At 64.1% G+C, this 23,388-nt stretch carries 25 protein-coding genes; 17 read left to right on the forward strand and 8 right to left on the reverse strand.

Translation table 11 applies throughout. The features are described 5' to 3' along the window. Positions 1-114: 114 nt before the first annotated feature. The 4 genes from AYM40_RS01095 to AYM40_RS01110 form a co-directional block, all read right to left on the reverse strand. Entirely contained in the window at positions 115-372 is a 258-nt protein-coding gene (locus AYM40_RS01095; protein WP_007179533.1) for a DUF3567 domain-containing protein, read from the reverse strand. Between the two features lie 118 nt (positions 373-490). Further along, positions 491-1,279 carry an alpha/beta fold hydrolase gene (locus tag AYM40_RS01100; protein WP_063494595.1) on the reverse strand — a complete coding sequence of 263 codons (789 nt, stop codon included), beginning with the start codon at positions 1,277-1,279 and terminating at the stop codon, positions 491-493. Between the two features lie 160 nt (positions 1,280-1,439). Then, on the reverse strand, positions 1,440-2,804 hold the full coding sequence (locus AYM40_RS01105) for a DUF3108 domain-containing protein (RefSeq protein ID WP_063494596.1): 1,365 nt from the start codon (positions 2,802-2,804) through the stop codon (positions 1,440-1,442). Between the two features lie 161 nt (positions 2,805-2,965). Further along, positions 2,966-3,853, reverse strand: coding sequence for an IclR family transcriptional regulator (locus AYM40_RS01110; protein WP_063494597.1), 888 nt, complete (start codon positions 3,851-3,853; stop codon positions 2,966-2,968). 353 nt (positions 3,854-4,206) lie between these two features. Between AYM40_RS01110 and AYM40_RS01115 the strand changes: the two genes are divergently transcribed. The 6 genes from AYM40_RS01115 (at position 4,207) to rfaE2 (ending at position 10,799) form a co-directional block, all read left to right on the forward strand. Then, entirely contained in the window at positions 4,207-5,190 is a 984-nt protein-coding gene (locus tag AYM40_RS01115) for a fumarylacetoacetate hydrolase family protein (RefSeq protein ID WP_063494598.1), read from the forward strand. Between the two features lie 249 nt (positions 5,191-5,439). After that, positions 5,440-6,657: an ABC transporter substrate-binding protein gene (locus AYM40_RS01120; RefSeq protein ID WP_063494599.1), complete on the forward strand. Its 1,218-nt coding sequence runs from the start codon at positions 5,440-5,442 to the stop codon at positions 6,655-6,657. A 137-nt stretch (positions 6,658-6,794) separates the two neighbouring features. Then, entirely contained in the window at positions 6,795-7,691 is an 897-nt protein-coding gene (locus AYM40_RS01125; protein WP_063494600.1) for an enoyl-CoA hydratase/isomerase family protein, read from the forward strand. Between the two features lie 178 nt (positions 7,692-7,869). Continuing rightward, positions 7,870-8,673 (forward strand): PhaM family polyhydroxyalkanoate granule multifunctional regulatory protein, encoded by an 804-nt coding sequence (locus tag AYM40_RS01130; protein ID WP_063494601.1) that lies wholly within the window; start codon positions 7,870-7,872, stop codon positions 8,671-8,673. Between the two features lie 581 nt (positions 8,674-9,254). Next, positions 9,255-10,127, forward strand: coding sequence for a hypothetical protein (locus AYM40_RS01135; protein WP_063494602.1), 873 nt, complete (start codon positions 9,255-9,257; stop codon positions 10,125-10,127). 189 nt (positions 10,128-10,316) lie between these two features. Then, a complete protein-coding gene (rfaE2, locus tag AYM40_RS01140) occupies positions 10,317-10,799 on the forward strand; it encodes a D-glycero-beta-D-manno-heptose 1-phosphate adenylyltransferase (protein ID WP_063497787.1) in 483 nt (160 codons plus the stop codon). 98 nt (positions 10,800-10,897) lie between these two features. On the opposite strand, the gene AYM40_RS01145 is transcribed toward rfaE2, so the two are convergent. Genes AYM40_RS01145 through AYM40_RS01155 form a run of 3 tightly spaced genes read right to left on the reverse strand, consistent with a single transcriptional unit; the run spans position 10,898 to position 12,908 of the window. Further along, on the reverse strand, positions 10,898-11,137 hold the full coding sequence (locus AYM40_RS01145) for a hypothetical protein (protein WP_063494603.1): 240 nt from the start codon (positions 11,135-11,137) through the stop codon (positions 10,898-10,900). A gap of 53 nt (positions 11,138-11,190) precedes the next feature. Then, entirely contained in the window at positions 11,191-12,006 is an 816-nt protein-coding gene (locus tag AYM40_RS01150) for a type III pantothenate kinase (protein WP_063494604.1), read from the reverse strand. After that, positions 12,003-12,908 (reverse strand): biotin--[acetyl-CoA-carboxylase] ligase, encoded by a 906-nt coding sequence (locus AYM40_RS01155; RefSeq protein WP_063494605.1) that lies wholly within the window; start codon positions 12,906-12,908, stop codon positions 12,003-12,005. Before AYM40_RS01155 ends, AYM40_RS01150 begins: the two co-directional genes overlap by 4 nt. 106 nt (positions 12,909-13,014) lie before the next feature. Between AYM40_RS01155 and AYM40_RS01160 the strand changes: the two genes are divergently transcribed. The 9 genes from AYM40_RS01160 (at position 13,015) to AYM40_RS01200 (ending at position 21,085) form a co-directional block, all read left to right on the forward strand. Then, the gene (locus AYM40_RS01160; protein ID WP_063494606.1) at positions 13,015-14,148 is read left to right on the forward strand and encodes an MlaE family ABC transporter permease; all 1,134 of its coding nucleotides are present in this window, start codon (positions 13,015-13,017) and stop codon (positions 14,146-14,148) included. After that, positions 14,145-15,023 carry an ABC transporter ATP-binding protein gene (locus AYM40_RS01165; protein ID WP_063494607.1) on the forward strand — a complete coding sequence of 293 codons (879 nt, stop codon included), beginning with the start codon at positions 14,145-14,147 and terminating at the stop codon, positions 15,021-15,023. Before AYM40_RS01160 ends, AYM40_RS01165 begins: the two co-directional genes overlap by 4 nt. A 16-nt stretch (positions 15,024-15,039) precedes the next feature. Next, complete coding sequence (locus AYM40_RS01170) at positions 15,040-16,014, forward strand: MlaD family protein (protein WP_063494608.1); 975 nt, start codon at positions 15,040-15,042, stop codon at positions 16,012-16,014. A gap of 34 nt (positions 16,015-16,048) precedes the next feature. Beyond that, complete coding sequence (locus tag AYM40_RS01175; RefSeq protein WP_063494609.1) at positions 16,049-16,675, forward strand: ABC-type transport auxiliary lipoprotein family protein; 627 nt, start codon at positions 16,049-16,051, stop codon at positions 16,673-16,675. 31 nt (positions 16,676-16,706) lie between these two features. Continuing rightward, on the forward strand, positions 16,707-17,864 hold the full coding sequence (locus AYM40_RS01180; RefSeq protein ID WP_063494610.1) for a VanZ family protein: 1,158 nt from the start codon (positions 16,707-16,709) through the stop codon (positions 17,862-17,864). Positions 17,865-18,110: 246 nt separating this feature from the next. Continuing rightward, positions 18,111-18,434 (forward strand): (2Fe-2S) ferredoxin domain-containing protein, encoded by a 324-nt coding sequence (locus AYM40_RS01185; RefSeq protein WP_063494611.1) that lies wholly within the window; start codon positions 18,111-18,113, stop codon positions 18,432-18,434. Positions 18,435-18,442: 8 nt separating this feature from the next. Continuing rightward, positions 18,443-19,087 (forward strand): alpha/beta hydrolase, encoded by a 645-nt coding sequence (locus AYM40_RS01190; protein WP_063494612.1) that lies wholly within the window; start codon positions 18,443-18,445, stop codon positions 19,085-19,087. A gap of 326 nt (positions 19,088-19,413) precedes the next feature. Then, entirely contained in the window at positions 19,414-20,643 is a 1,230-nt protein-coding gene (locus AYM40_RS01195; protein ID WP_063494613.1) for a D-alanyl-D-alanine carboxypeptidase family protein, read from the forward strand. A 172-nt stretch (positions 20,644-20,815) separates the two neighbouring features. Continuing rightward, positions 20,816-21,085, forward strand: a complete 270-nt coding sequence (locus AYM40_RS01200) for a DUF493 family protein (RefSeq protein ID WP_063494614.1) — start codon at positions 20,816-20,818, stop codon at positions 21,083-21,085. A gap of 24 nt (positions 21,086-21,109) precedes the next feature. On the opposite strand, the gene AYM40_RS01205 is transcribed toward AYM40_RS01200, so the two are convergent. Continuing rightward, positions 21,110-22,078 (reverse strand): transcriptional regulator GcvA, encoded by a 969-nt coding sequence (locus tag AYM40_RS01205; RefSeq protein ID WP_063494615.1) that lies wholly within the window; start codon positions 22,076-22,078, stop codon positions 21,110-21,112. A 98-nt stretch (positions 22,079-22,176) separates the two neighbouring features. Here AYM40_RS01205 and AYM40_RS01210 point away from each other — a divergent pair, with 98 nt between their 5' ends. Further along, entirely contained in the window at positions 22,177-22,503 is a 327-nt protein-coding gene (locus AYM40_RS01210; protein WP_063494616.1) for a DUF2917 domain-containing protein, read from the forward strand. 152 nt (positions 22,504-22,655) lie between these two features. Next, on the forward strand, positions 22,656-23,381 hold the full coding sequence (lipB, locus tag AYM40_RS01215) for a lipoyl(octanoyl) transferase LipB (RefSeq protein WP_063494617.1): 726 nt from the start codon (positions 22,656-22,658) through the stop codon (positions 23,379-23,381). Positions 23,382-23,388 lie beyond the last annotated feature (7 nt).

The following is a 23,388-nucleotide window of genomic DNA, read 5'->3' on the forward strand; positions in this document are numbered from 1 at the left end:
AGGTGAAAGCCTGCTGGGCCGCGTTACTACTGCTGACCGACTTGTAAAGGCCGCCGGCTATGCCGGTCGGCGCGGTCGATGTATGTCGCCAAACCGTTACGTCAAACCCTTCGGTTAGTGAAGAATCACCGGTTGATGCATCAGGCTGTCGAATTGCCCGAGGAATTCGTCTACCTCATCTAGCGACGGTTCCTCTTCGATCAGCTTTTGCACATGCTCGCGAAAACGCGCTGCCATTGCACCGTCTATGTAGATTTCGCGCTGCATGTTCTTGTCGACGATCTCGTAGCCTCCTGATTTCATGGCCAGCGGACCTTCCTGCGGCGGAAACTCGACGACACAATAGTTGGGGCTGTTGTAGATCATTTGCATGGCGACACTCCTTATTTCCGTTGGCTCCTGGCCATTCCTGCGCCATAAGTGGAGCTTGTGGTGTGGAATTCAAGGGGTGGGTCCGGATTGACGCTCGTAAAAGCTCCGAACCTACCGGTTAGACCGGCCTTTCAAGAAACGTTTCAAGCAGTGCAGCAAAACGGTGAGATTGTTCGATGGGCGCGAGATGAGCGGCATCGAGCAGTTCGAACTGTGCGCCTTCGATGGCGTCTGCTATCGCCTGCGTTGCAGCAGGCGGCGTGCCCGTGTCGTGACGGCCCGCCACGGTCAATGTTGGGCACCGGATTGTTCCCAGCTTACTGCGTACGTCGAAATCGCGCAGCGCTGCGCACGCCATAGCGTAGCCTTCTGACAACGTATGGGTCAGCACGTCGCGGATCTGCTCGACTGCTTCGGGATGCGCTGCCCGAAAATCGGGTGTCAGCCAGCGGCTCAACGTCGCAGGCGCCAAGGATGCCATGCCCTCCGTGCGTGCCGCCGCCGCGCGCTGATCCCACACTGCGCGGCCTTCGGGCAGCGTGCCGCCCGCGGTGTCGGCAACGGTCAGCGTGTCGACGCGCGACGGGTGGTCCAGCGTGAATTGCTGCGCGATCATGCCGCCCATCGACATGCCGACAAGATGCGTGGTGGGCGCGCCGAGCGCATCGAGCAGTGCGGCCAGATCGTGTGACAGATCGGCAATACGGAAAGGCTCGCTCGAGACCGCGGTCTTGCCGTGGCCGCGCAGGTCATAGCGCAACACGGTGTAGTTGTCACGGAAATAGCCGGCGAGTTGGTCCCACACAGACAGATCGCCGCCGAGTTGGTGAATGAACGTCAGCCACGGGCCGCCGCCCTCATTGCTCAGCACATAGCGTGTCTCGATGCCGTTGATTTTCACTTGCATGCGGACTCCTTGGAAGGGAACGCAGTGGAAAGGGCCGTTTGCGCGTGCTTCTCCCACCTTCACTATACATACATGGCGGCCGCTCGAACGGTTACAGCTCAACGTGCGAGCGAGCCCCGTCGCAGAAGTTTCAGCGACTTGTTTGAGACCCTACTCGGGTTTAGGGCTTGTCGGGCAGGTTGCCTGGAACAGTCGAATCGATCGGTGAAGATGGGGTGGTTGCAGGCGCCATTTCGGGTGCGTTGGTGGCGGGCGACTGGTCTGCTGAATTGTCAGATGAAGTATTGCCGCTGCCGCCACCGGAGCCACCGGAGCCACCGGAGCCACCGGAGCCACCGGAGCCACCGGAGCCACCGGAGCCACCAGAGCCATCGGTGCCGCCGGTGCTGTTGGCCGGACTGCCGGCGCCGTCTGCACTGAGCTTGCCGCGCCAAACCAGTTCGACTTGCGTGCCGTTTGGCTCGGTCTGCATGATTCGCGCGGGCAGCCAGCCGAGCGACGGCGCGAGCCATACGTCGATGCGGCGCAAATCACCCTCATGGCGAGGCAAGCGTTTGAAGTGGCGCGTTTCGAGGTAACCCTGCGCGGTACGGATCGTCTCGTCGCCGATCGTCTCGACTGGCCAGTTCTCGCCGCTGTCGTTATCGATCACGAAGAATTGCCGCGTCACGCCCGGCTTGTAGGCGGCGGGGTCGCCGCGCACGAGGCTGGCAAGCTGCATCACCATGCTGAAACGGTCTTGCGCGCCGTCGGGCAGCGGCAGCGTGGCCGGGGTCCGCGTGAAGGCGATCTGTTTACCGGTGCGATTGAAGATCGCCACGTCTTCCGGTCGGCGGCCGCGCTTTTCGATGTACTGATCCGGCGCGAGGCCGAATGCGTCGATGCGGCCATGGCTCGAATACACGAACGTGCCGACGAACGGCACCGGCACGGAGACGACCATCTCGTAGCTCTCGGCGTTGCTGGTCCAGTGGATGGTGCCGGGCTGATTGCGCACGCCGTTGTAGAACGTGTCGTATTGCAGCTCCCCGGATGGCGGAACGGAGAATTTCACGCCCGTGGCAGCTTTGGGTGCGCTGGCGGCGGCGGGGGCGCTGGCCGTGCCGGTGGCGCTGGCGCCGGTATTGGTATTGCTATTGGCCTCAGGGGAACTCGCTGCGGCCGATGCGCTCGCCGCGGCAGCCGATGCGGCCGTCACCGCGGGCGCATGCGTTGCCGGTTGCGTTGCCGTCAACACATGTTCGCGTGGCTTGCTCGCGGCTGCCTTGTGCGCCGGGACAGGCGCCGCTGCTTGCCGCGCGTCGGCGGCGGGTTTGCGCTCGATACGTTCGGGTGTCAGCAGTGCGACTTGCACGGGGACATGCTCGTTGTCCGATGGATTCAGCGTCGCGCGGTTACGCTCGACCCATTGAGCTGCAATCCAATGCAGGATGGCCACCACCAGCAGAACCGCAATCCATCGCCACACCTGTAAACCAGCGCGCGGCGTGCGGTCAGAGCGGCTTGTGGCAGAAGGTGAGGACATTTGCGAGTGAATTCGAACGGGAGGACGGTAAAGGGATGGGCGGAGGCACGTCCAGCGTCCGTGCGTGGCGGCAACGGTGAACGCCGTCAGGCCCGGGTCCTGAACGGGCGGCGCACGGTTTCGACTACCCACTGGCGAACGATGTTCCTGAACTCAGCTCATCAGCGTGGCGTCGCACTATACCCGAGCTCGTACGAGAGCTTTTGCGCACATTCGCGCAGCGCCGTATCGATCTCGCCGCCCCAGCGGATATCGAACGCGCCTTCATGGCCGAGCGCGATCAGGCCGAGCGCGAGATCGCCGGTCGAGTCGAACACCGGCATGCAGAACGCGTGGATGGTCGGCAGCAACATGCCTTCCACACGCGCCGCTTCGTGCTGACGCACTTCCGCAAGCAGCCGTTCGACCTCTTCCGGCGTGCGCGGGCCGCCCGTGTGTGACGAGCGGCGCGAATCGGCCAGTTCGCGCTCCAGCATCGCGGCGGTCTTGCTCGACGGCAGGTAGGCGGCAAACAGCAGACCGGTGGCGGAACTGAGCAGCGGCATCACGTCGCCGAGCTTGAGCGACGCCTTGGCCGGATGACTCGATTCCATCCAATGGACCATCGTCGGCCCCTGATTGCCCCACACCGCGATGCCCACGGTCAGATCGAGCTGGTCGCGCAATTCGGCGAGCGCAATGCGCGCGAGTTTCACGCCATCGACGCGGGCAAGCCGCGCGAGCCCCAATTGCAATGCGAAGCCGCCCAGTTCGTAACGGCCCGACAGCGGATCCTGTGCCACCACGCCGAGGCGCAGGAAACTCACCAGATAGCGGTGCGCTTTCGCCGGACTCATGCCCGCACGCTGCGCCAGATCGCGCAGCATCATCGCGCGCGGTTCGTGGGTCAGCACGTCAAGCAATCTGAACCCGACTTCGATGGACTGGATGCCGGAACGCAGCTTCTCCTCGCCGGTCTCGATGCTTTCGTCGTCGGATTCGTGCGCGTCGTGCGGTTCAGTGGTGTCGGTGTCGGTACGGATCGCGCCGGAGCGGGCAATTGGAGGCATGAGCGGGGCGTATGGAGCGCGTTGAAAAAACAGTGAGAAAAGAGGCGGGCAACGAGGTTCCCAGCCGAGCCCTGCAACAGCTTATGCGATCGGCCCGGCAACCTGATCTGACAATCAGACTCGGCAACCGGGGCCTGACAATCAGACCCGGCAAGTGGGCCTGACAATCAGACTCGGCAATCAGGCCTGACAATCAGACCCGGCAACCGGGCCTGACAGCCGGTCGTTAAGGCCGGCTCCGCCAGCCGTGCCGCCAGGTTGCGCAAACTGCCGCCGGCCACCGCCACTTGGGCCGCGTCGATTCACCATCGTAGAATAGATTCCTTCTATCGTCACTAACGGTTCACTCCTCTATGAAACTTGCCACGCTGAAGGACGGCACGCGCGACGGTCAGCTGATCGTCGTGTCCCGCGACCTGCACACCGCGGCCGTCGCCGACGCGATCGCGCCCACCATGCAGCGGGTGCTTGACGACTGGGCCTTCTACGCGCCGCAACTGCAGGACCTGTACGACGCGCTCAACCAGGGCCGCGCGCGCAACACCTTCGCGTTCGACGCCAAAGAATGCATGGCGCCGCTGCCGCGCGCGTTCCAGTGGGCCGACGGTTCGTCGTACGTGAACCATGTGGAGCTGGTGCGCCGCGCGCGTGGCGCGGAAATGCCGCCGGAATTCTGGACCGATCCGCTCATGTACCAGGGCGGCAGCGACGACTTCATCGGCCCGAAAGACGATGTGTTGTGCGCATCTGAAGAATTCGGCATCGACTTCGAAGCGGAAGTCGCCGTGATCACCACGGACGTGCCAATGGGCGCCACCCCCGATCAGGCGCTCAGAAGTGTGCGGCTGGTGACGCTCGTCAACGACGTCTCGCTGCGCAATCTGATCCCCGGCGAACTCGCAAAGGGCTTCGGCTTTTTCCAGAGCAAGCCGGCCACGTCGTTTGCGCCAGTGGCGGTGACGCTCGACGAACTCGGCGAGAGCTGGCGCGAAGGCCGCGTGCACCGGCCGGTGATCGTCCACTGGAACAACAAGAAGGTCGGCCAGCCCGACGCCGGCACCGACATGGTGTTCCACTTCGGCCAACTGATCTCGCACGCGGCGAAAACGCGCAACCTGCGCGCCGGCGCGATTGTCGGTTCGGGCACGGTGTCGAACAAGGACGCGAAGCGCGGCTATTGCTGTATCGCTGAGAAGCGCTGCCTCGAGACCATCGAGCACGGCGCGCCGCAAACCGAGTTCATGAAGTTCGGCGATACAGTGAAGATCGAGATGTTCGACGAAGCAGGCAAGTCGATTTTCGGTTCGATCGATCAGGGCATCGCGCCGCTGGATTGAGGCGCCGGTTCGGTGCGGGACGCGTCGTCAGGAGCGCGCCCGCAGGCGCTTTAGCGCTTACGAAAGGGTTTCGCCCGATGCCGGCGCCATAACGCGCCGCTACACTGGCTGGCGCGGCGGCGGCCTCGGGGTAGGGGCTGTCCGTCGATGGCGAAACCAACGTGAAACCAACGCGAAGCACCATGTGAGCAGGGCACAAGCAGCATATCGACGGTACATCAAAACGAAAAACAGACGTGAGGAGACGGCATGCCGCGATTTGAATCCTTTGCACGAGGAACCCCGCGCGCTCGCGCATCGAGCGAGCGCGTAACACCATCGCGGCGCGGGCTCGCCCGTCTTGCCGCGGCGCTATGTGCCGCGCTATCCGCCATCGCCCTCGCGCAGGTGAAGATCGGCCTCGTGCTGTCGCTGACCGGGCCGGCAGCGTCGCTTGGCATCCCCGCGCGCGACACCGTCGCGCTGCTGCCCAAACAGATCGGCGGCCAGAGCGTCGAATATATCGTGCTCGACGACGCATCCGACACCACGCAGGCCGTGCAGGACACCAAGAAGCTGATCTCCGAGAATCACGTCGACGCGATTATCGGATCGTCGATCACGCCGAATTCGCTCTCGATGATCGACGTGGCTGCCGAAGGCGAAACGCCGATGATCTCGCTCGCGTCGTCGGCGAAAATCATCGAACCCGTGGATGCAAAACGCCACTGGGTATTCAAGACCCCGCAGACCGACGCGATGATGGCCTCGGCGATCGCCGCGCATGCCAGCGCGCACGGCGTCAAAACGATCGCGTTCATCGGCCAGGCCGACGCGCTCGGCGAAACCTTCTACACTGAAGTCGCCAAATTCGCGCAGTTGCATCACATCGACATGGTGGCGAGCGAGCGCTTCAACCGTACCGATCCGAGTGTGACCGGCCAGGTCCTGAAGATTCTCGCGACCCATCCGGATGCGGTGGTGGTCGGCGCGGCCGGCACGCCCGCCGCGCTGCCGCCGAAGACGCTCAGGGAACGCGGCTACAAAGGGCTGATCTATCACAATCATGGGGTCGGCAATAACGACTTCCTGCGCGTGTGCGGCGCCGATTGCAACGGCACGTTCCTGCCCGCGAGCCCGGTGCTGGTCGCCGCGCAATTGCCGGCGGACCATCCGGCCAAACGTCTCGCGCTCGACTACATCGCGCGCTTCGAGGCATTGCGCGGACCGGGCAGCGTGTCGGCGTTCGGTTCGTACACGTGGGACGCCGGCATGCTGCTCGGCAATGCGGTACCGGTCGCGCTTAAGGCGGCCGCGCCCGGCACGCCGGAATTTCGCCGTGCGCTGCGCGACGCGCTGGAAGCGACACGTGGTCTTGCGGATACCAATGGCGTGGTCAACATGAGCGCCACGGATCACCTCGGACTCGACCAACGGGCGCGCGTGATGGTCGAAATCAAGAATGCAAAATGGGTTTATCAGCCGTAGCGAGTTTGCAGGGGGGGTGTGCTGACAGAGCGCGGAATGTGCCGAATGTGCCGAATGTGCCGAATGTGCCGAATGTGCCGAATGTGCCCTCAAGGGCGACGAGTTCAACAGATATACCGATAGACGGATTGCTCACCATGTCTCACGCACCACACAGTAACGACGCGTTCTACGCGCACTACCAGTCGCTGCAATTGCACCGCCACCCGCACGGTGTGCTCGAAGTCGTGATGAGCGGCGAGGGCGCGAACAAAAGCGGGCTCGCCACCGCTAACGCGCGGATGCACTTCGAGCTCGCCGAAATCTGGCGCGATATCGATCGCGATCCCGACACGCGTGTCGCGATCATTCGCGGCGAGGGCCGGGGCTTTTCGGCCGGTGGCGACCTGCAACTGGTCGAAGACATGGCGACCGACTTCGACGTCCGCGCACGCGTGTGGCGCGAGGCGCGCGATCTGGTCTACAACGTGATCAATTGCAGCAAGCCGATCGTTTCGGCGATGCACGGTCCGGCGGTCGGCGCGGGGCTCGTGGCCGGACTGCTCGCGGATATCTCGATTGCGGCGAAGTCGGCGCGCATTATCGACGGCCATACGCGCCTGGGCGTGGCCGCCGGCGATCACGCGGCCATTGTCTGGCCGCTCCTGTGCGGCATGGCGAAGGCCAAGTATTACCTGCTGCTGTGCGAACCGGTGAGCGGCGAAGAGGCGGAGCGGATCGGCCTCGTGTCGCTCGCCGTCGACGAAAACGATCTGCGGCCCAAAGCATTCGAAGTCGCGCAAAAACTGGCCAACGGCTCGCAAACGGCGATTCGTTGGACCAAGTACGCGCTGAACAACTGGCTGCGCTCGGCGGGGCCGGCGTTCGACACGTCGCTGGCACTGGAATTCATGGGCTTCGCCGGGCCGGATGTCCGCGAAGGCGTGAACTCGCTGCGCGAGCGGCGCGCGCCGGTTTTTGGCGGCGCGGACCCGTGGAGCGGGCCGCCGCGTCAGACCCCGGGCGGCGGCGCCCCGGGCGGTGAGCGCTCCTGAAACTGGAGACTGATGTGTATTGCACAAAACCCAGCCGGTCGGCACTTGAGGTGCCGCGCGAGCGGGGCAAACAGCAGCCCAAACTAAGCGCGGTTCGCAGCGCCACGCGCGGTATGATCGAATCAGACGCGCGCGGGATGGCGCTATTTTCTTCCCTTTATGCAGCGAGGCGACAAGCATGAACGATACACCTGGCACCACGCCGCCCTTCCCCGGCTTTCCCGGTTTTCCGCCCGCTGAAATGCTCGAACAGATGTGGGGCATGATGCGTCTCTCGCCGTTCGGCTCGGCGTTTTCGGGCGCGCAGCCTGGCAGCAGCCTCGGGCCGTCGCTGTCGATGATGACCGACATGATGGCGCCGCTGACTAACGTCGAAGAACTCGACAAGCGCATTACGGATATGCGCGCAGTCGAGCAGTGGCTGAAGCTCAATCTGAACATGTTGCAGTCCGCTATTCAGGCGCTCGAAGTGCAGCGCGCCACGCTCGCGACGTTGCGTGCGTTCGGCGCGTTCGCGCAGTCGTCGATGGCGCAGCCGGCTTCCGCGGAGGCTGCGCCGAGCCCCGCGCCGAGCGGCTGGCCGCATCCGGAGACTGCTTCGGCTTCGAGCAGTGCGAGCGCGTCGGCCGCCGCCGAATCGGCAACCGACGAAGGCGAGGCCGCCGCAACGCCGTCGTTCGACGCCTCCGCCTGGTGGAATCTGCTGCAATCGCAGTTCAATCAGATCGCCCGGTTTGCGATGACGCAGCCAACTGCCACCGCCGCCGCATCAGGCGGTTCGGCGCCGGGCGCGCCCGAAGCGGCGAGCGCTTCGGCGTCGGCGAGGGACGCGGCTGACGCGCCGGATGAGGCCGCTGCAGACGCCACCGGGCCCGCAACCAAACGCCCGGCAGCAAAGCGGGCAGCGACGTCGGCTTCAACGTCCGCGAAGCGCGCAGGCAGTTCGGGCGCCGCTCCGCGAGCGACGAAAAAGGCCATTTGACGGCAGGAATGAACCCGGGCAGCGCGACCCATACGAGGGCGCGATGCCCGACGCACCGGCGGTGCAAACAAAGCGAATTCGCCGCCTGTCATGGTTTTGACCTCGATCGTCGGCCACACTCCACGAATCGGGCCGTTTATTGAGAGAGGTCAATCAGACGCCGGAATGGCGTCTGATAGTGCACGGGATCCGTAAAGTCAGCGTGCTATCATTGTGTAAGCTTCACTTGGCTTTTGGGCGTGCGCTGAAAACAACCAATCCAGCCGCCCTTGCTGTATTCGCCGCCGGTATCCCGGCGCAGGGCTGGGCGGTGCGGATTCATCGCAAACTGGCTCGACCTCAGGCATAGGGTATCCCTCACCCACGGTTGGCCGCGTAGCGCGTAACTTCTGGTTAGCGGCGCCGCGCAAACGGCTGGACTTCTTTGCTGCCCGATGCATCTAGGCGGCCGATTACCGCGTAAAATTGAAGGCTTGGCCGATAAACGATGCCCAAAACGGTGCGTTTCGTTCGTCATCAGCAAAAGTACTACACGTAATAGTGACAGACACAGACAGTATGCGCAGAACAGGGGTGGGACTATGAACACCATGCTTTATCCGGAACTTTATAAATCGCTCGAATCCGTTCGATGGGACATGGAGAAAGACATTCCCTGGGACAAGTTCGATGCATCGCTATTGACCGACGAGCAGGCCGCGACGATCAAGATGAACGCGATCACCGAATGGTCGGCGTTGCCCGCCACGGAAATGTTCCTGCGTGATAACCATCACGACAGCGATTTCTCCGCATTCATGAGCGTGTGGTTCTTCGAAGAACAGAAGCATTCGCTGGTGCTGATGGAATATCTGCGCCGTTTCAAGCCGGAAATGTGCCCGACCGAAGAAGAACTGCACGCGGTGCGCTTCGAATTCGACCCGGCGCCGCCGCTCGAAACGCTGATGCTGCACTTCTGCGGCGAAATCCGCCTGAATCACTGGTATCGCCGCGCGGCCGAATGGCACACCGAACCGGTCATCAAGGCTATCTACGAAACCATCTCGCGCGACGAAGCGCGTCATGGCGGCGCGTATCTGCGCTATATGAAGAAAGCAATGGTGCAAACCGGCGACATCGCGCGTGCAGCGTTCGCCAAGATCGGCGTCCTGATGGCATCGGCGCGCCGCACGGAAAAGCCGCTGCACCCGACCAATTTGCACGTGAATCAGGCGCTATTCCCGCGCGACACGATTCAATCGCGTCTGCCGGATCCGGAATGGCTCGAGCGTTGGCTCGACGATCAGATCCGTTTCGACGACGGCTGGGAAAAGAAAGTGGTCGAGCGGATTCTGCATAACCTGTCGATTCTGTTCGAGCGCACGTTCAATACGGCGCAGGAATTGAACCGTTATCGCAAGGAAGTCGTTGCGCGCTTGCAGGCCGATCAGAAATCGGCTGAACAGCCGGCTTGATCGGTTCCGGTTCGTGGGCTTCACGCTGCGGGTTTGAGTCCGCGAATTTGAGTCCGATTCAGCGCGTGCGCCACGAACCGGTTTTACAGTTTCAAGAACGGCCCGGCAGGCATGAGCTTGCTGGGCCGTTTTGCTTCACGCCGTTCGCCGTGTATCGTGGCGGCACTTCTTTTTCTTCGCGACTCCATCATGGCCGCCACTTTTGAACGCAAGATTTTTACGCGCGATGCGTTGGTGAAACTTCGCGCCTCTATGCCTGCGCCGGTTGTATTTACCAATGGAGTGTTCGACATTCTGCATCGCGGACATGTGACTTATCTTGCCGACGCCAGAGCGCTCGGCGCTTGCCTGATTGTGGGCGTCAATAGCGATGCATCGGTGCGCATGCTAGGCAAAGGGGATGACCGGCCGATCAATAACGAGGCCGATCGGATGGCTTTGCTGGCAGCGCTGGAGAGCGTCGATTACGTGGTCTGCTTTGGCGAGAAGACGCCCGTGGAGTTGATTTCGGCGCTGCGGCCGGATGTGCTGGTCAAAGGCGGCGACTACGACATGGATGCTTTGCCCGAATCGGCCATTGTGCGGGAATGGGGCGGCAAGGCTTTGGCGATTCCCTTCGAGCATGAACGTTCGACCACTGCGTTATTGAAGAAGGTTCGCGCGCAAGGGTGATGTGTTTGTCCGGGCGGCGCTTTCTTCTCTTCCAACGCTAAGCGCACTACTGGCAGATGGGTGGGCACGGCGCTACTCCAGCACCAGCCGCCGCTTCTTCACTGCGGCAGCGCTGATGCCGCTATCGGCACCGTCGGCGCCGGGCCGCCTACGATCGCCTGATCGGCGGCTTCGGCTGCCGTGACGGGTTGCACCTTCAACCATTCCGCATGGAACTGGCGGTTCAGGTGGTTCGGCTCGCGGCCGCCGGCCGTGGGCGCCGGGCCGAACACGCCGCGCACCACGACGAATGCCAGCATGTTGGCAAGAAACAATATGGCGATCAGCCAGCGCAGCATCGTTAGTATTCCCCGTCGATAAGTTCAGCCGCCGTTTTTCGTCGGGCCGGGACTCAGGCGTCGCGTTCCATCGTGCGTTCGGCAGCAATCAGCGCAAGCCCTGACAGCACCAGCGAATCGTGGCGAGTATGCGGCACTTTTAGCGCACTTGTCACTTCGTCCACGGCGCCGCCGCTCACCACCAGGCGCACCGGCACCTGCCATTCGTCCTGCAAATCACGCCACATACGCTCGATCAAACCAGCTTGCGCCAACGTGCACCCGGCCGACAGCGAGCGCGGCGTATCAGTCTCAAAGAACGGGCCGCGCCGATCTCGATCAGATGTGGCGCCCGGGTCGCGCAAGCCGCGCGCCGCGTTGGCGTCGAGCGTCGGCAGTTGCGCCGTGTGCTCGCCCAGCGAGCGCATCATCAAGGTCCAGCCCGGCGCAATCAGGCCGCCGACAAAGCAGCCGTCCGCACGTAACGCTTCAAGCGTGGTCGCCGTGCCGAACGTCGCAATGAGCAGATTCTCACCGGGAAACGCTGCGTGCGCGCCAATCAGCCCGGCCCAGCGATCGCTGCCGAGCGCATGCGGTGTCGTATAGCTATTGGTCACGCCGCATTGCTGCGCAGAGGCGCGGATCGTCGCGCGCGGCAGTTGCGGCCAGTGAGCGTCGAGTAGTGCGGCAATCCGCGCCGCGACACTTTCGCCCGCGACGTTCGACAACCATGCGCCGCCCGGCGCCGGCAAATTCGACCAGTCAGGTTGGTCAGCGCCGCCGTGCGCCAGCGCGCCGGCCGCGATTTGCATACCGTCCGGCTGCACCAGCGCCCACTTGATGCGGCTATTGCCTGCGTCGATCAACAGATAAGGCGCACCGCTCGTCATGCAGCACCATCGGCCAGACGCAGCGAGACATCACCGGTCGCGACGGTCAGGCGGCCCGCCGCCGTGTCGAGCAGCAGTTGTCCGCGCTCGTCGACACCCGTCGCCACGCCGCGCGCCAGCTCTTGACCTTGCTCCAGCAGCACGACTTCGCGGCCTGCGTAAGCGTGCACGGCGTTCCAGCGCGACTGGAACGGCGCGAAGCCTTCAGCGCCGAAGCGCTGCAACGCGGGTTCGAGCGCGCTCAGTTCCGCCGCCAGCGTATCGGTGAGGTTCGCATTCGGCAGCGCGCGTTGCAGCGCGGTCGGCACGGTGCCGCGCGCCTGCGCCGGCACGTCCGCGTTCAGCGCGCCGACCTTGGCGGCAAGCTCCTCAGCGCCCTTCACATTGGTGCCGATACCGATCACCACGGCGCTTGCGTCATCGGTACTCCACGCGGTTTCGATCAGGATGCCGGCCAGCTTGTCGCCTTCGAGCAGGACGTCGTTGGGCCACTTCAGCGCGATTTGCCCAGGGCCTGCGACCGGCAACGAGCGCAGCCCGTCGACCAGCGCCACGCCCACCGCAAGACTCAAGCCCGCCAGCCCTTCGAGCGGCCGCGGCAACACGCACGCCACCGAAAACAGCAGCGCATTGCCCGGCTCCGCATACCATGGACGGCCACGGCGGCCGCGGCCCGCGGTTTGCAGATACGCGACCCGCACGATCGGCCGCGGCAGCGCGCCGGTTTTGCGCGGCAATGCCTTGACGCGCGTCATCAGGTCGGCGTTGGTCGAGCCGGTTTCCTCGACGATTTCGATCGGCCAGTCATGCGCGTGCGGACCGAATAGCGCGATGGCGCGCTCGCGGTCGATGCGCCAGTCGGAAGCCGCGGCGGCTTGGGGTGGGGTCTTGGAGGCGTTCATGTCTCATATTGTAGCGATAGCGAACGCTGTGAGCCCGCGAGCACGGTTCATCTGCCGCGCCTTCGCTACAATGACCCCTAATCCGATAACCAGATTGCAGCGATCCTTGAACTACGACACTCCGCCCGGCCTTGAAGTCGCGGCTGGCAGCCAAGGCAAGATCGTCCGGCTCTCGGGCCAGTGGACAGCGCTCGCGCTCGCTCGCGACAAGGCCACCGGCCACGTGATTCCTCTGTTGCACTCGCTGCTCGGCGCTGAGGGCATCCGCCAATGGGACCTGTCGCGTATCGACCGGATGGACCACGTCGGCGGTCAGGCACTGTGGCGCGTGTGGGGCCACAGGCTGCCCCCGGACACCACGCTCACCGATACGCAACGCGACATTTTCGAGCGCATCGCACTGCTCGATACGGCGCGCGAAAAGGTCGAGCCGGTGATCAAGTTCGATCCCTTCACCCGGCTCGGCCTCGGGATCTTCTCGTTCTTCGAGCACCTGTACGGCGGATTCGGCATGTTCGGGCAGGTCGTGATCGATCTCCTCGCGATCCTGCGCAAACCGAAAATCACGCCATGGACCGAAATCTCCGCGAACGTCTATAACGCCGGCGCCAAGGCCTTGCCGATCACCGCGCTGGTCGCGTTCCTGATTGGCATCGTGTTGAGCTATCTGTCGGCGCAGCAACTGCGGCTTTTTGGCGCGAATCAGTACATCGTCAATATTCTTGGGCTGTCGGTGATTCGCGAACTGGGGCCCGTGCTGTCGGCGATTCTGGTGGCGGGCCGCTCGGGCTCGGCGATTACCGCGCAGATCGGCGTGATGCGCGTCACCGAAGAACTCGACGCCATGCGCGTGATGGGCATCCCGCACGGCTTGCGGCTGATCCTGCCGCGCGTGGTCGCGCTTGGCGTGGCCATGCCGCTCCTCGTGATGTGGACCAATATCATCGCGTTGACGGGCGGCGCGCTCGCCGCGAAGATCGTCCTCGGCATCGACATGAGCTACTTCGCGCGCGCCTTGCCGAGCGTGGTGCCGGTTGCGAACTTGTGGATCGGCCTCGGCAAGGGCATCGCGTTCGGCATGCTGATCGCGATCGTCGGCTGTCACTTCGGCTTCCGTATCAAGGCCAATTCGCAAAGTCTCGGCGAAGGCACGACGACCTCGGTGGTGACCTCGATCACTATCGTGATTCTCGCGGACGCGGTGTTCGCGATCCTCTTCCAGAACGTGGGGCTAGGATGATCGCGCCACTCACTCAGGCCGTACGCGGCCAACCGATGCCCGAGATTGCGGAGCCGGTGATCGAAGTGATCGACATCACCAAGCGCTACGGCCGCAACATCGTGCATCAGCATCTGAATTTCGACGTGCGGCGCGGCGAGATCGTCTCGGTCGTCGGCGGGTCGGGCTCGGGCAAGACCACGCTGGTGCGGCAGATTCTCGGCCTGGAGCGGCCGTCGTCGGGGACCATCAAGCTGTTCGGTGAGAACATTGCCACCATTTCGCCTGAAGACGCGCTGCTCATGCGCAGCCGCTCCGGGATGCTGTTTCAGCGCGGCGCGCTGTTCTCGTCGCTCTCGGTGTTCGACAACGTCGCGCAGCCCTTGCGCGAGCTCGGCCAGGTGCCCGCGGACCTGCTGCGCGACATCGTGATGCTCAAGCTCGAGATGGTCGGCCTGCCATGCAAGCACGCATCGAAGATGCCATCCGCGCTCTCGGGCGGGATGATCAAGCGCGTGGGTATTGCGCGCGCCATCGCACTCGAACCCGAGCTGCTATTTCTCGACGAACCGACCGCCGGCCTCGATCCTCAGGCGTCCGACGAATTCGTCGAACTGATCTCCGCGCTGCATCGCGCGCTCGGTTTGACGGTGGTCATGGTCACGCACGATCTGGATACGATGATCGCGCTGTCCACCCGCGTCGCCGTGCTGGCGGATCGCAAGGTGCTGGTCGCCGCGCCGGTCGAAGAGGCGGCGGGCGTCGATCATCCTTTTATCCGCGAATATTTCCTCGGCCTGCGCGGGCGTCGTGCGCTGCAGGCGCTGCCGCCGGAACGCCGCGCAAAGTTGCCGCGCGCGGCGCTCGAATCGGCATCGTCCGAATTGCCGCTGTGAACCAGGGAACCTGACAATGGAAAACAAATCACATGCCTTCTGGGCAGGGATCTTCACGGTGGCCTTGCTGGCTGCAATCGCGGTGGCGGCTTTTCTGTTCAACGTCGACCGTTCCGTACGGGTGCCGTACGATCTGATCGCGCGCACCAACGTCACGGGGCTCTATACCGACGCGGCCGTGCGCTATCGCGGGCTCGACGTCGGCAAGGTGCAGTCGATCAAATTCGACCGCGATCATCCGGGACAGATTCTGATTCGTATCCTCGTCGACACGCACGCGCCGATTACGCACTCCACGTTCGGCAGCCTGGGGTTTCAGGGCGTGACGGGTATCGCCTTCATCCAGCTGGATGACACTGGGCGCGATCTGACACCGCTCGCGTCGTCGGCTAAAGCGGTGGCGCAATTGCCGATGCATCCGGGCTTGCTCGATCAGTTGCAGCAGCGCGGCGACGTTTTGCTGCGCAAACTCGAAAGAGTCACTGACGACGTCGACAATCTGTTGTCGCCGGCAATGGTCAGCCAGTTGCAGGGCACGGCAGCGAGCCTTCAGAAGGCCGCCGACGGCGTCGCCACGCTGACCCAGCAGATGGCGCCCGCAGCCGGCAAGCTGCCCGCCACGATCAACGAACTGGATCGCACGCTGGCATCGACCAATCAGTTGATCACCAGTCTGAACCGCCCGGACGGGCCGTTCGAAACCAACCTGAACAAGGTCGGAACGGCGGCGCAGCAAGCGGGTGACGCGCTGGTGTCGATGGACAGTTCGATCCAGGAGTTGTCGGCGCGCGTCGGTTACGACACGCTGCCGCGCGTCAATTCGCTCGCCGAAGACGTGCGCTCCGCGGCCCGTTCGGTGGACCGCGCTGCCGACACGTTCAGCACCAATCCGCGCAGCGTGCTGTTCGGTGCGCCGGGTGCGGCGCCGGGCCCCGGCGAAGCTGGCTTCACGTGGCCGGCGGCCCGCGCCGCTGCGCACGCTCCTCAATGAAATGATTCGCAGGTTTTGAAGAAGGAACATGGTTATGTCACGCTCGATTCACCGATTGTTGTCCTCGAGCGCCGCGCTTGCGATGCTGCTCGCGTTCGGCGTGCTGGCTGCAGGCTGTGCCGGTAACCCCGCGGCGATCTCGGACATCCGCTACGACTTCGGGCCGCCGAATCCGGCGGCCTCGGCCGGCACGCTGCCGGCGGTGAAGGTGCTGGATGTCACCGCGCCCGACAACCTCGAATCCGACAAGCTGATTTACCGGCTCAGCTACGCCGACGCGCAGCAGACGGCGTCGTACGCGAATAGCCACTGGACCATGGCGCCGTCGCAATTGCTGACCCAGCGTCTGCGCGGTGCGCTCAGTTCGCGCGGCACCGTGCTGACGGGCGCTGACGGCGTGCACGCCGCGGTCCTGAAGGTCGATCTGAGCGAGTTCGAACAGGTCTTCGATAGCCGGTCGGAAAGCCATGCGGCAGTTACCGCGCGCGCTACGTTGACGCAAGGCGGCAAGGTGATCGGCCAGCGCACCTTCATCGCGCGCGCGCCGTCCAGTTCGGCGGACGCCGCCGGCGGCGCGCAAGCCCTCGCCGCGGCCAGCGACGATCTCGTCGCGCAGATCGGCGCATGGCTCGGCGTGCAGGCGCTGGTCGCCGCGCAATGACCGGCATGCAGCGCAAAGAACGGAGCGCTGCATGAGCGTTAAACCCTGGCAGCGCCGTCCGTCGGCGCTTGCCCGGCAGGCGCTGGGGCTGTACGCGGCGCTGATCGTCTACGGTTCGTGGTATCCGTTTTCCGGCTGGCGTTCGCTCGGCCTCGCTCCGTTTGCCTACCTGTCCGATCCCATGCCGCAGTACCTGACGGCGTTCGACGTCGTCACGAACGTGCTCGGCTATATGCCGTTCGGCGCGCTGGTGGTGCTTGCGGTGTATCCGCGCTGGCGCGGTACGCTGGCGGTCGCGTTGGCCTTCGTGCTCGGCGGGTTGCTGTCGGGTGTGATGGAAGCGGTGCAAACCTATCTGCCGACGCGCGTTGCCTCCAACCTCGATCTGGCCGCCAATGCGCTCGGCGCGCTGCTCGGCGCGGCGATCATGTCGCCGGCCACTGGCGCATTGCTCGATCGCGGTCTGCTGCGGCGTTTGCGGCTTCTCTGGTTCGAGCGCGACACGGCGGCGCTCGCGTGCCTCGTCGCCTTGTGGCCGTTCGCGACGATGTACCCGGCGCCGCGCCTCTTCGGTCTCGGCAACTGGCCGCGCGAACTTTGGCTGCGTTTCGATTCGACGACACAAGATGCCCTGCTCGCATGGACGCCGCCGACCTGGCACGTCGGTGCGTGGCCGGCGCTGGTTGCCGCCTGGCTGCCGGACGACACCTGGGAAGCTGTCATCACGACGCTCGATCTGTTCGCCGCACTCGCCCTGGCTTCGCTGCCGGTGCGCCGCCATGCGCCGCTCGTGCGCCTGTTGATCCTGTTTATCGTCACGACCTTGTGCGTCAAGGCGGGCGCGACCTTTCTGCAATCGCAATCCGGTCTTGCGTTCGACTGGGCGACGCCCGGCGCCTTGGCGGGGCTTGTGTGCGGCGCCGTCGCGGCACTCCTGGCGCTGCGCTTGCGGCGCCGGTCGCGTGCGGCGCTCGCGGCCTGCGCGCTCACAGTCGCGCTGGTGTTCGTCAATCTGCTGCCGGTGAATCCGTATTTCGATGCCGTGCTGGCCGACTGGCGCCAGGGGCGGTATCTGCACTTCAACGGTCTCGCGCACTGGATCGCGTGGAGCTGGCCGTATGCGGCGCTGGTGTGGCTCGCCTATCGCGTCGAACAGGTGTGGCTCAGGCGGCGCGTGAAACGCGCATGAAGCACGGGCGGCGCATGCGCGCGGCCGGATGGGGCGGCGCGCCCGGCCGCACAGGGCCGCACGGGGTCGCACAGGGCGCACAGGGCGCACGCCGCAAGGTGCGCTGCATACCCGGCCGGGCCGCGGGCCGCCGTCAGTCCGTCGTTCAGCGACCGTCAGCCCCGCTCGCTATAATCGTCCGCACAACAGGCGCGCCGCAGCGCTTCCAGCGCCATTCCCACTCTCACAGTCTCGCTTCCGGACATCATGGACTCCTTCTACAAGTACCACGTCTTCTTCTGCCTCAATCAGCGCGATCCCGGCGCGGAGCGCCCGAGCTGCGCGAATTGCAACGCGCAGGCGATGCAGGAACACGCGAAAAAACGCGTGAAGCAACTCGGCCTTGCAGGTCCGGGCCAGGTGCGCATCAACAAGGCAGGCTGTCTCGAGCGTTGCGAGCTCGGCCCGGCGCTCGTCGTGTATCCGGAAGGCGTCTGGTACACGTATGTCGACGAGAGCGACATCGACGAAATCGTCGATTCGCACCTCGTGAACGGCAAGATTGTCGAGCGCCTGAAGATCGATCAATAAACCGCGCCATGAACGTACATACGAAGAAGTATCTGATCGACGGCCCGGTCGGCAAGATCGAGGTCGCGCAGGATCTGCCCGACGACATGCGCGAGAACGGCGCCGCGCCGCGCGGCATCGCCCTGGTCGCGCACCCGCACCCGCTGTTCGGCGGCACGATGGACAACAAGGTCGCGCAGACGCTCGCGCGCACGCTTGTGCAGTTGAACTACGTGACGTACCGCTCGAATTTCCGGGGTGTCGGCGAAACGCAAGGCGAGCATGACGCCGGCATCGGCGAGCGCGACGATCTGCGCGCCGTGCTCGATCACATGCGCGCGCAAGCCGGGCAGGGCGATCTGCCGCTCGTACTGGCGGGTTTTTCGTTCGGCACCTTCGTGTTGTCGCACGTGGCTGCGAAGCTGCGCGAAGAAGGTCAGGCGATCGAGCGGATCGTGTTCGTCGGCACGGCGGCGAGCCGTTGGGAGGTCGCACCCGTGCCGGAAAATACGCTTGTGATTCACGGCGAAACCGACGAGACCGTTCCCATTCAGTCGGTTTACGACTGGGCGCGGCCGCAGGAATTGCCGATCGTCGTGATTCCGGGGGCAGAGCATTTTCTGCATCGCAAGCTGCACGTTCTGAAACGGATCATTGTCGACGCGTGGCGTTAATGGGGTGCGGGGGACGCGCCGCGCGTGTTTTCCGGGGTACAGGTACGTGCAAACGCAAATTAATCGCCGCCCTTTGGTCAAAGATACCAGGATAGCGCGCGTATAATAGGCGCTCTTTTTTGGGCGCAGCATCGCCCACCCGGCAGTTCGCGCGACGCGTAGCTTTGCGCGCGCAGCGGTGCCGGATGCGAGGCGTGCTGCGCGAACCGATCGCGTGGCCGGAAGTCCAATGGGCGCCGCGCCGTTTTACGGCCTGACGTTCGCCGACCGGCTCCTCCAAACTGTGCGCCCTGCGCGCGATGTATTTTTTCGCACGAACCGACCCTATGCGTTTCTCCACCTCCGGCCGCACGTCATTCCCGTCAGTTGCTTCTTTCGTTCCCCCTGCGCTTAGCCGCGCCGTGACCCTCGGCATGGTGCTGCCGGCAACCCTCGTTGCCAGCACGGCGTTCGCGCAGGTGCCGCCGCCCGCGGTGAACGCGCGCTCGTGGGTGCTCGTCGACGCCACCAGCAATCAGGTGCTCGCCTCGGGAAATGCCGACGAACGCGCCGAGCCGGCCTCGCTGACCAAGCTGATGACCGCGTACCTCGTCTTCGAAGCACTGCAGACGAAGAAGATCACGATGGACCAGACGATTGAGCCGAGCGAAGCGGTGCGCCGCGTGAAAACCGACGAATCGCGCATGTTCATCGAAGCGAACAAGCCGGTGACCGTGCACGATCTGGTGTACGGCATGATCATCCAGTCCGGTAACGACGCGGCGATCGCGCTGGCCGAACTGGTGGGCGGCAGCGAAGCGCAGTTCGTCAACATGATGAACACCGAAGCGCAGAAACTCGGCATGACGCACACGCATTTTGCTGACGTGAACGGTATGCCCGACCCGCAGCACTACACCACGGCGGGCGACCTCGCGATTCTGTCGGCGCGTCTGATTCGTGACTTCCCCGACTACTACAACATCTTCTCGGTCAAGGAATTCACGTACAACAAGATCAAGCAGCCGAACCGCAACCGTCTGCTGTGGATCGATCCGACGGTGGACGGCCTGAAGACCGGTCACACGCAGGCCGCCGGCTACTGCCTGATCGCCAGCGCGAAGCGTTCGCTGCCGGGCACGACCGACGGCTCGCGCCGCCTCGTCGCGGTGATGATGGGCGAGACCAAGGAACACGACCGCGTGCAGGACGCCCTGAAGATGCTGAACTACGGCTACACCGCGTATGACACGGTGCGTCTGTACAAGGCGAATCAGGTGGTGGGCACGCCGCGCGTCTACAAGGGTGCGCAGGACACCGTGCAGATCGGCGTGAAGGGCGATCAGACCATCACCGTGCCGAAGGGCATGGGCGACAAGGTGAAGCCGCAGATCGAGCAGATCGATCCGCTGATCGCGCCGATCGCGAATGGTCAGCGAGTCGGCACGGCGAAGCTGGTGGCCGACGGCAAGGTGCTGGCGCAATTCCCGATTGTCGCGTTGCAGGCTGTACCGCAAGCCGGCGTGGTCGGCCGCGTATGGGATTCGCTGATGCTGATGTTCAACAAGAAGAAGTAAGAGCCCGATTGCGATGACCGCTGTTGCCGATATTTCGCTCGATCCGATCGTTTATCTGAACGGCGAGCTGGTGCCCTTGTCCGAAGCGCGCTGGTGAAGGATGGCGTGTTGTACGCGGCCTATCAGCGTGCCAAGGCCAAGGAAGCGCTAGAAGCGCTGCAAGGAGTAGAAAGTGAATCCCGCGAAAGAATCGTTGCTTGAGTTTCCGTGCGACTTTCCCATCAAGATCATGGGCAAGTCGCATCCAGAGTTCGCCGAGACGATTGTCTCGGTGGTTCGGCAGTTCGATAACGAAGTGGACCCCGAGCGCGTGGAAACGCGGCCGTCCAGCGGCGGCAATTACACCGGTTTGACGGTCACAGTGCGCGCCACGAGCCAGGCGCAGCTCGACGATATCTATCGCGCGCTCACCGGCCATCCGATGGTGAAAGTGGTGCTTTAAAGCCTGGCGCTGTGTGTCTCGGTTTTACGGCGTGACGTGCAATGCGTCCGCCGCCAGATCGGCGCTTGCTGCAGGCCCCGCCTCGCAAGCCCGCTCGAAAAGCTGTCTGAACCGTCCCACTTCTTCGAATACCCAGGCGCGGAACGCCTTGACGCGCGCGGTTTCGAGCATCTGCGGCGGGCAGATGAAGTAGTACTGCCATGGGCTTGGTCCATCCACATCGAATAGCCGCACAAGGCGGCCTGCTGCGATCTCGTGCATTGCCAGCGAACGGCGCGTGAGCGCGATCCCCTGACCGTCGATGGCCGCCTGCAGCAAATTCGACGAATCCTGATACAGCACGCCGCGCTTCGGCTCCGGCCAGTCGGTGAGGCCGGCCGCGTCGAACCACGGGCGCCAGAGTTCGTCGTCCGAACGCAGCAGCGGGACCTTGGCCAGATCGGCCGGCGTTTGCGGCAGCTTGCCGCCGTTGAAATTCGGTGCGCAGGCCGGAAAGAATATCTCCTCCAGCAGCAACTCCGCGTGCAGCCCCGAATACTTGCCGTAGCCGAAGCGGATCGCCACGTCGACGTCGTCGCGCGCGAAGTCGGTCAACGCATTGGTGGACAGCAGTTCGAGGTCCCACTGGGGATGCGCCTCGATAAAGCTGCCAATGCGCGGCGTCACCCAGCGCGCCGCAAACGAGGACAGCATGGACACGACAAGGCGCCGCTCGCGGTCGCCGGCGCGGATTTCGCGGGTGGCGTCGACAAGCGCCGTCAGCGCGCTGCGCACGCGCGTGGCATAGCGCCGGCCCGTGTCCGTGAGCCGTACGCGTTTGCCGTCGCGGGCGAACAGCGTGACGCCCAACTCCGCCTCAAGCGCGCGAATCTGGTGACTGACAGCGCCGTGCGTGACGAACAGTTCGTCAGCGGCGCGCGAGAAGCTCTCGTGGCGGGCGGCGGCTTCGAACGCCTTGATGGCGTTCAGTGGGGGTAATTGCCGGAGGTCCATCGCAATATTTCTCACATAGAGGTGAAAATAGATCGTTTTGCGTAAACCCTTGCTACGCCTACGATTGTAGCCACGAAACGAACTTTTGCGAGGGCATTATGCGAGAAATTTCCTCTAGCATCGCGTTTGAAATCCGCAACGGCGAAACCATTCCTATGAAGGTGGCGCGCAGCACCAAGCTGGTTGTGCACGGTGGCGCGGTGTGGGTTACGCGCAGCGACGACACGGACGACTACTGGCTGCAGCCTGGCCACACGCTGCGGCTGCGGCGCGGTGAACGGTTGTGGTTGAGCGCGGAGGGCAGCACGCACGCGAAGGTCGCGTTTTCGGTGCCGACGCGCTGCGATGAGCGTGCACTGAACTGGCTCGCGCGGGTCGGCGAACGGCTGGCGGCCCGCATGCGTGGGGGCTGGCGCACGGTGTGAACGCAGGGAGCGCCGCGACGTGATCGCGCATCGGCGCTCAGGCAAAACGGCGCTCAGGCTAAACGGCGCTCCGGCGCGATACGAGGCGGCGCCATGCCCTTAAGCAGGTGCGTCCGGCGGGGATGCCCAGATTTCGGTAAACTGTGGGAATTATGTGCGCCGCCCCGGTTTCCCCGTCTCCTTTGCCCGCCATGGCGCCGCTTACGCTGCGCTGGCTTGGCAACGAACCTTACGAAGCCAGTTTCGAAGCGATGCGCGCGTTCACCGACGCGCGCACTGCCGATACATCCGACGAAATCTGGCTGGTCGAACACCCTCCCGTCTTTACGCTTGGCCAGGCCGGCGACCCGGCGCATCTCCTGGCCGCCGATAGCGGTATTCCGCTCGTCAAGGTCGACCGGGGGGGGCAGATCACCTATCACGGACCCGGGCAGGTGGTTGCCTACCTGCTGCTGGATCTGCGCCGGCGCAAGCTGATGGTGCGCGAGATGGTCACGCGGATCGAGCAGGCTGTGATCGACACCCTCGCGGCGTATAATCTCGCGGGAGAACGCAAGGCGGGCGCCCCTGGTATCTACGTGGCGCCCGGGCCGGATGCCGGGCTGAATGCCGGCGCCAAGATCGCCGCGCTGGGTCTGAAAATCCGCAACGGCTGCAGCTATCACGGCGTGAGCCTGAATGTGAACATGGACTTGCGGCCGTTTCTGGCCATCAACCCATGCGGCTACGCGGGGCTCGAAACAGTCGATATGGCAACGCTGGGTGTTGCCGCCGGCTGGGACGACGTGGCCCGTACCTTTGCAGCACGCCTCACCGCAAACCTCGACGGCAGTCCCGCAGCCGTCGCCCAACCGCAGGCTGGTGCTCTCACCGCCTGACTGGACC

This window comes from Paraburkholderia phytofirmans OLGA172 (assembly GCF_001634365.1).
Classification (GTDB): domain Bacteria; phylum Pseudomonadota; class Gammaproteobacteria; order Burkholderiales; family Burkholderiaceae; genus Paraburkholderia.

Bases quoted from the DNA above. Each gene is read 5' to 3' on its own strand.
- AYM40_RS01095 (WP_007179533.1), bottom strand. From the start codon at position 372: ATGCAAATGATCTACAACAGCCCCAACTATTGTGTCGTCGAGTTTCCG.
- AYM40_RS01100 (WP_063494595.1), bottom strand. From the start codon at position 1,279: ATGCAAGTGAAAATCAACGGCATCGAGACACGCTATGTGCTGAGCAAT.
- AYM40_RS01105 (WP_063494596.1), bottom strand. From the start codon at position 2,804: ATGTCCTCACCTTCTGCCACAAGCCGCTCTGACCGCACGCCGCGCGCT.
- AYM40_RS01110 (WP_063494597.1), bottom strand. From the start codon at position 3,853: ATGCCTCCAATTGCCCGCTCCGGCGCGATCCGTACCGACACCGACACC.
- AYM40_RS01115 (WP_063494598.1), top strand. From the start codon at position 4,207: ATGAAACTTGCCACGCTGAAGGACGGCACGCGCGACGGTCAGCTGATC.
- AYM40_RS01120 (WP_063494599.1), top strand. From the start codon at position 5,440: ATGCCGCGATTTGAATCCTTTGCACGAGGAACCCCGCGCGCTCGCGCA.
- AYM40_RS01125 (WP_063494600.1), top strand. From the start codon at position 6,795: ATGTCTCACGCACCACACAGTAACGACGCGTTCTACGCGCACTACCAG.
- AYM40_RS01130 (WP_063494601.1), top strand. From the start codon at position 7,870: ATGAACGATACACCTGGCACCACGCCGCCCTTCCCCGGCTTTCCCGGT.
- AYM40_RS01135 (WP_063494602.1), top strand. From the start codon at position 9,255: ATGAACACCATGCTTTATCCGGAACTTTATAAATCGCTCGAATCCGTT.
- rfaE2 (WP_063497787.1), top strand. From the start codon at position 10,317: ATGGCCGCCACTTTTGAACGCAAGATTTTTACGCGCGATGCGTTGGTG.
- AYM40_RS01145 (WP_063494603.1), bottom strand. From the start codon at position 11,137: ATGCTGCGCTGGCTGATCGCCATATTGTTTCTTGCCAACATGCTGGCA.
- AYM40_RS01150 (WP_063494604.1), bottom strand. From the start codon at position 12,006: ATGACGAGCGGTGCGCCTTATCTGTTGATCGACGCAGGCAATAGCCGC.
- AYM40_RS01155 (WP_063494605.1), bottom strand. From the start codon at position 12,908: ATGAACGCCTCCAAGACCCCACCCCAAGCCGCCGCGGCTTCCGACTGG.
- AYM40_RS01165 (WP_063494607.1), top strand. From the start codon at position 14,145: ATGATCGCGCCACTCACTCAGGCCGTACGCGGCCAACCGATGCCCGAG.
- AYM40_RS01170 (WP_063494608.1), top strand. From the start codon at position 15,040: ATGGAAAACAAATCACATGCCTTCTGGGCAGGGATCTTCACGGTGGCC.
- AYM40_RS01175 (WP_063494609.1), top strand. From the start codon at position 16,049: ATGTCACGCTCGATTCACCGATTGTTGTCCTCGAGCGCCGCGCTTGCG.
- AYM40_RS01180 (WP_063494610.1), top strand. From the start codon at position 16,707: ATGAGCGTTAAACCCTGGCAGCGCCGTCCGTCGGCGCTTGCCCGGCAG.
- AYM40_RS01185 (WP_063494611.1), top strand. From the start codon at position 18,111: ATGGACTCCTTCTACAAGTACCACGTCTTCTTCTGCCTCAATCAGCGC.
- AYM40_RS01190 (WP_063494612.1), top strand. From the start codon at position 18,443: ATGAACGTACATACGAAGAAGTATCTGATCGACGGCCCGGTCGGCAAG.
- AYM40_RS01195 (WP_063494613.1), top strand. From the start codon at position 19,414: ATGCGTTTCTCCACCTCCGGCCGCACGTCATTCCCGTCAGTTGCTTCT.
- AYM40_RS01205 (WP_063494615.1), bottom strand. From the start codon at position 22,078: ATGGACCTCCGGCAATTACCCCCACTGAACGCCATCAAGGCGTTCGAA.
- AYM40_RS01210 (WP_063494616.1), top strand. From the start codon at position 22,177: ATGCGAGAAATTTCCTCTAGCATCGCGTTTGAAATCCGCAACGGCGAA.
- lipB (WP_063494617.1), top strand. From the start codon at position 22,656: ATGTGCGCCGCCCCGGTTTCCCCGTCTCCTTTGCCCGCCATGGCGCCG.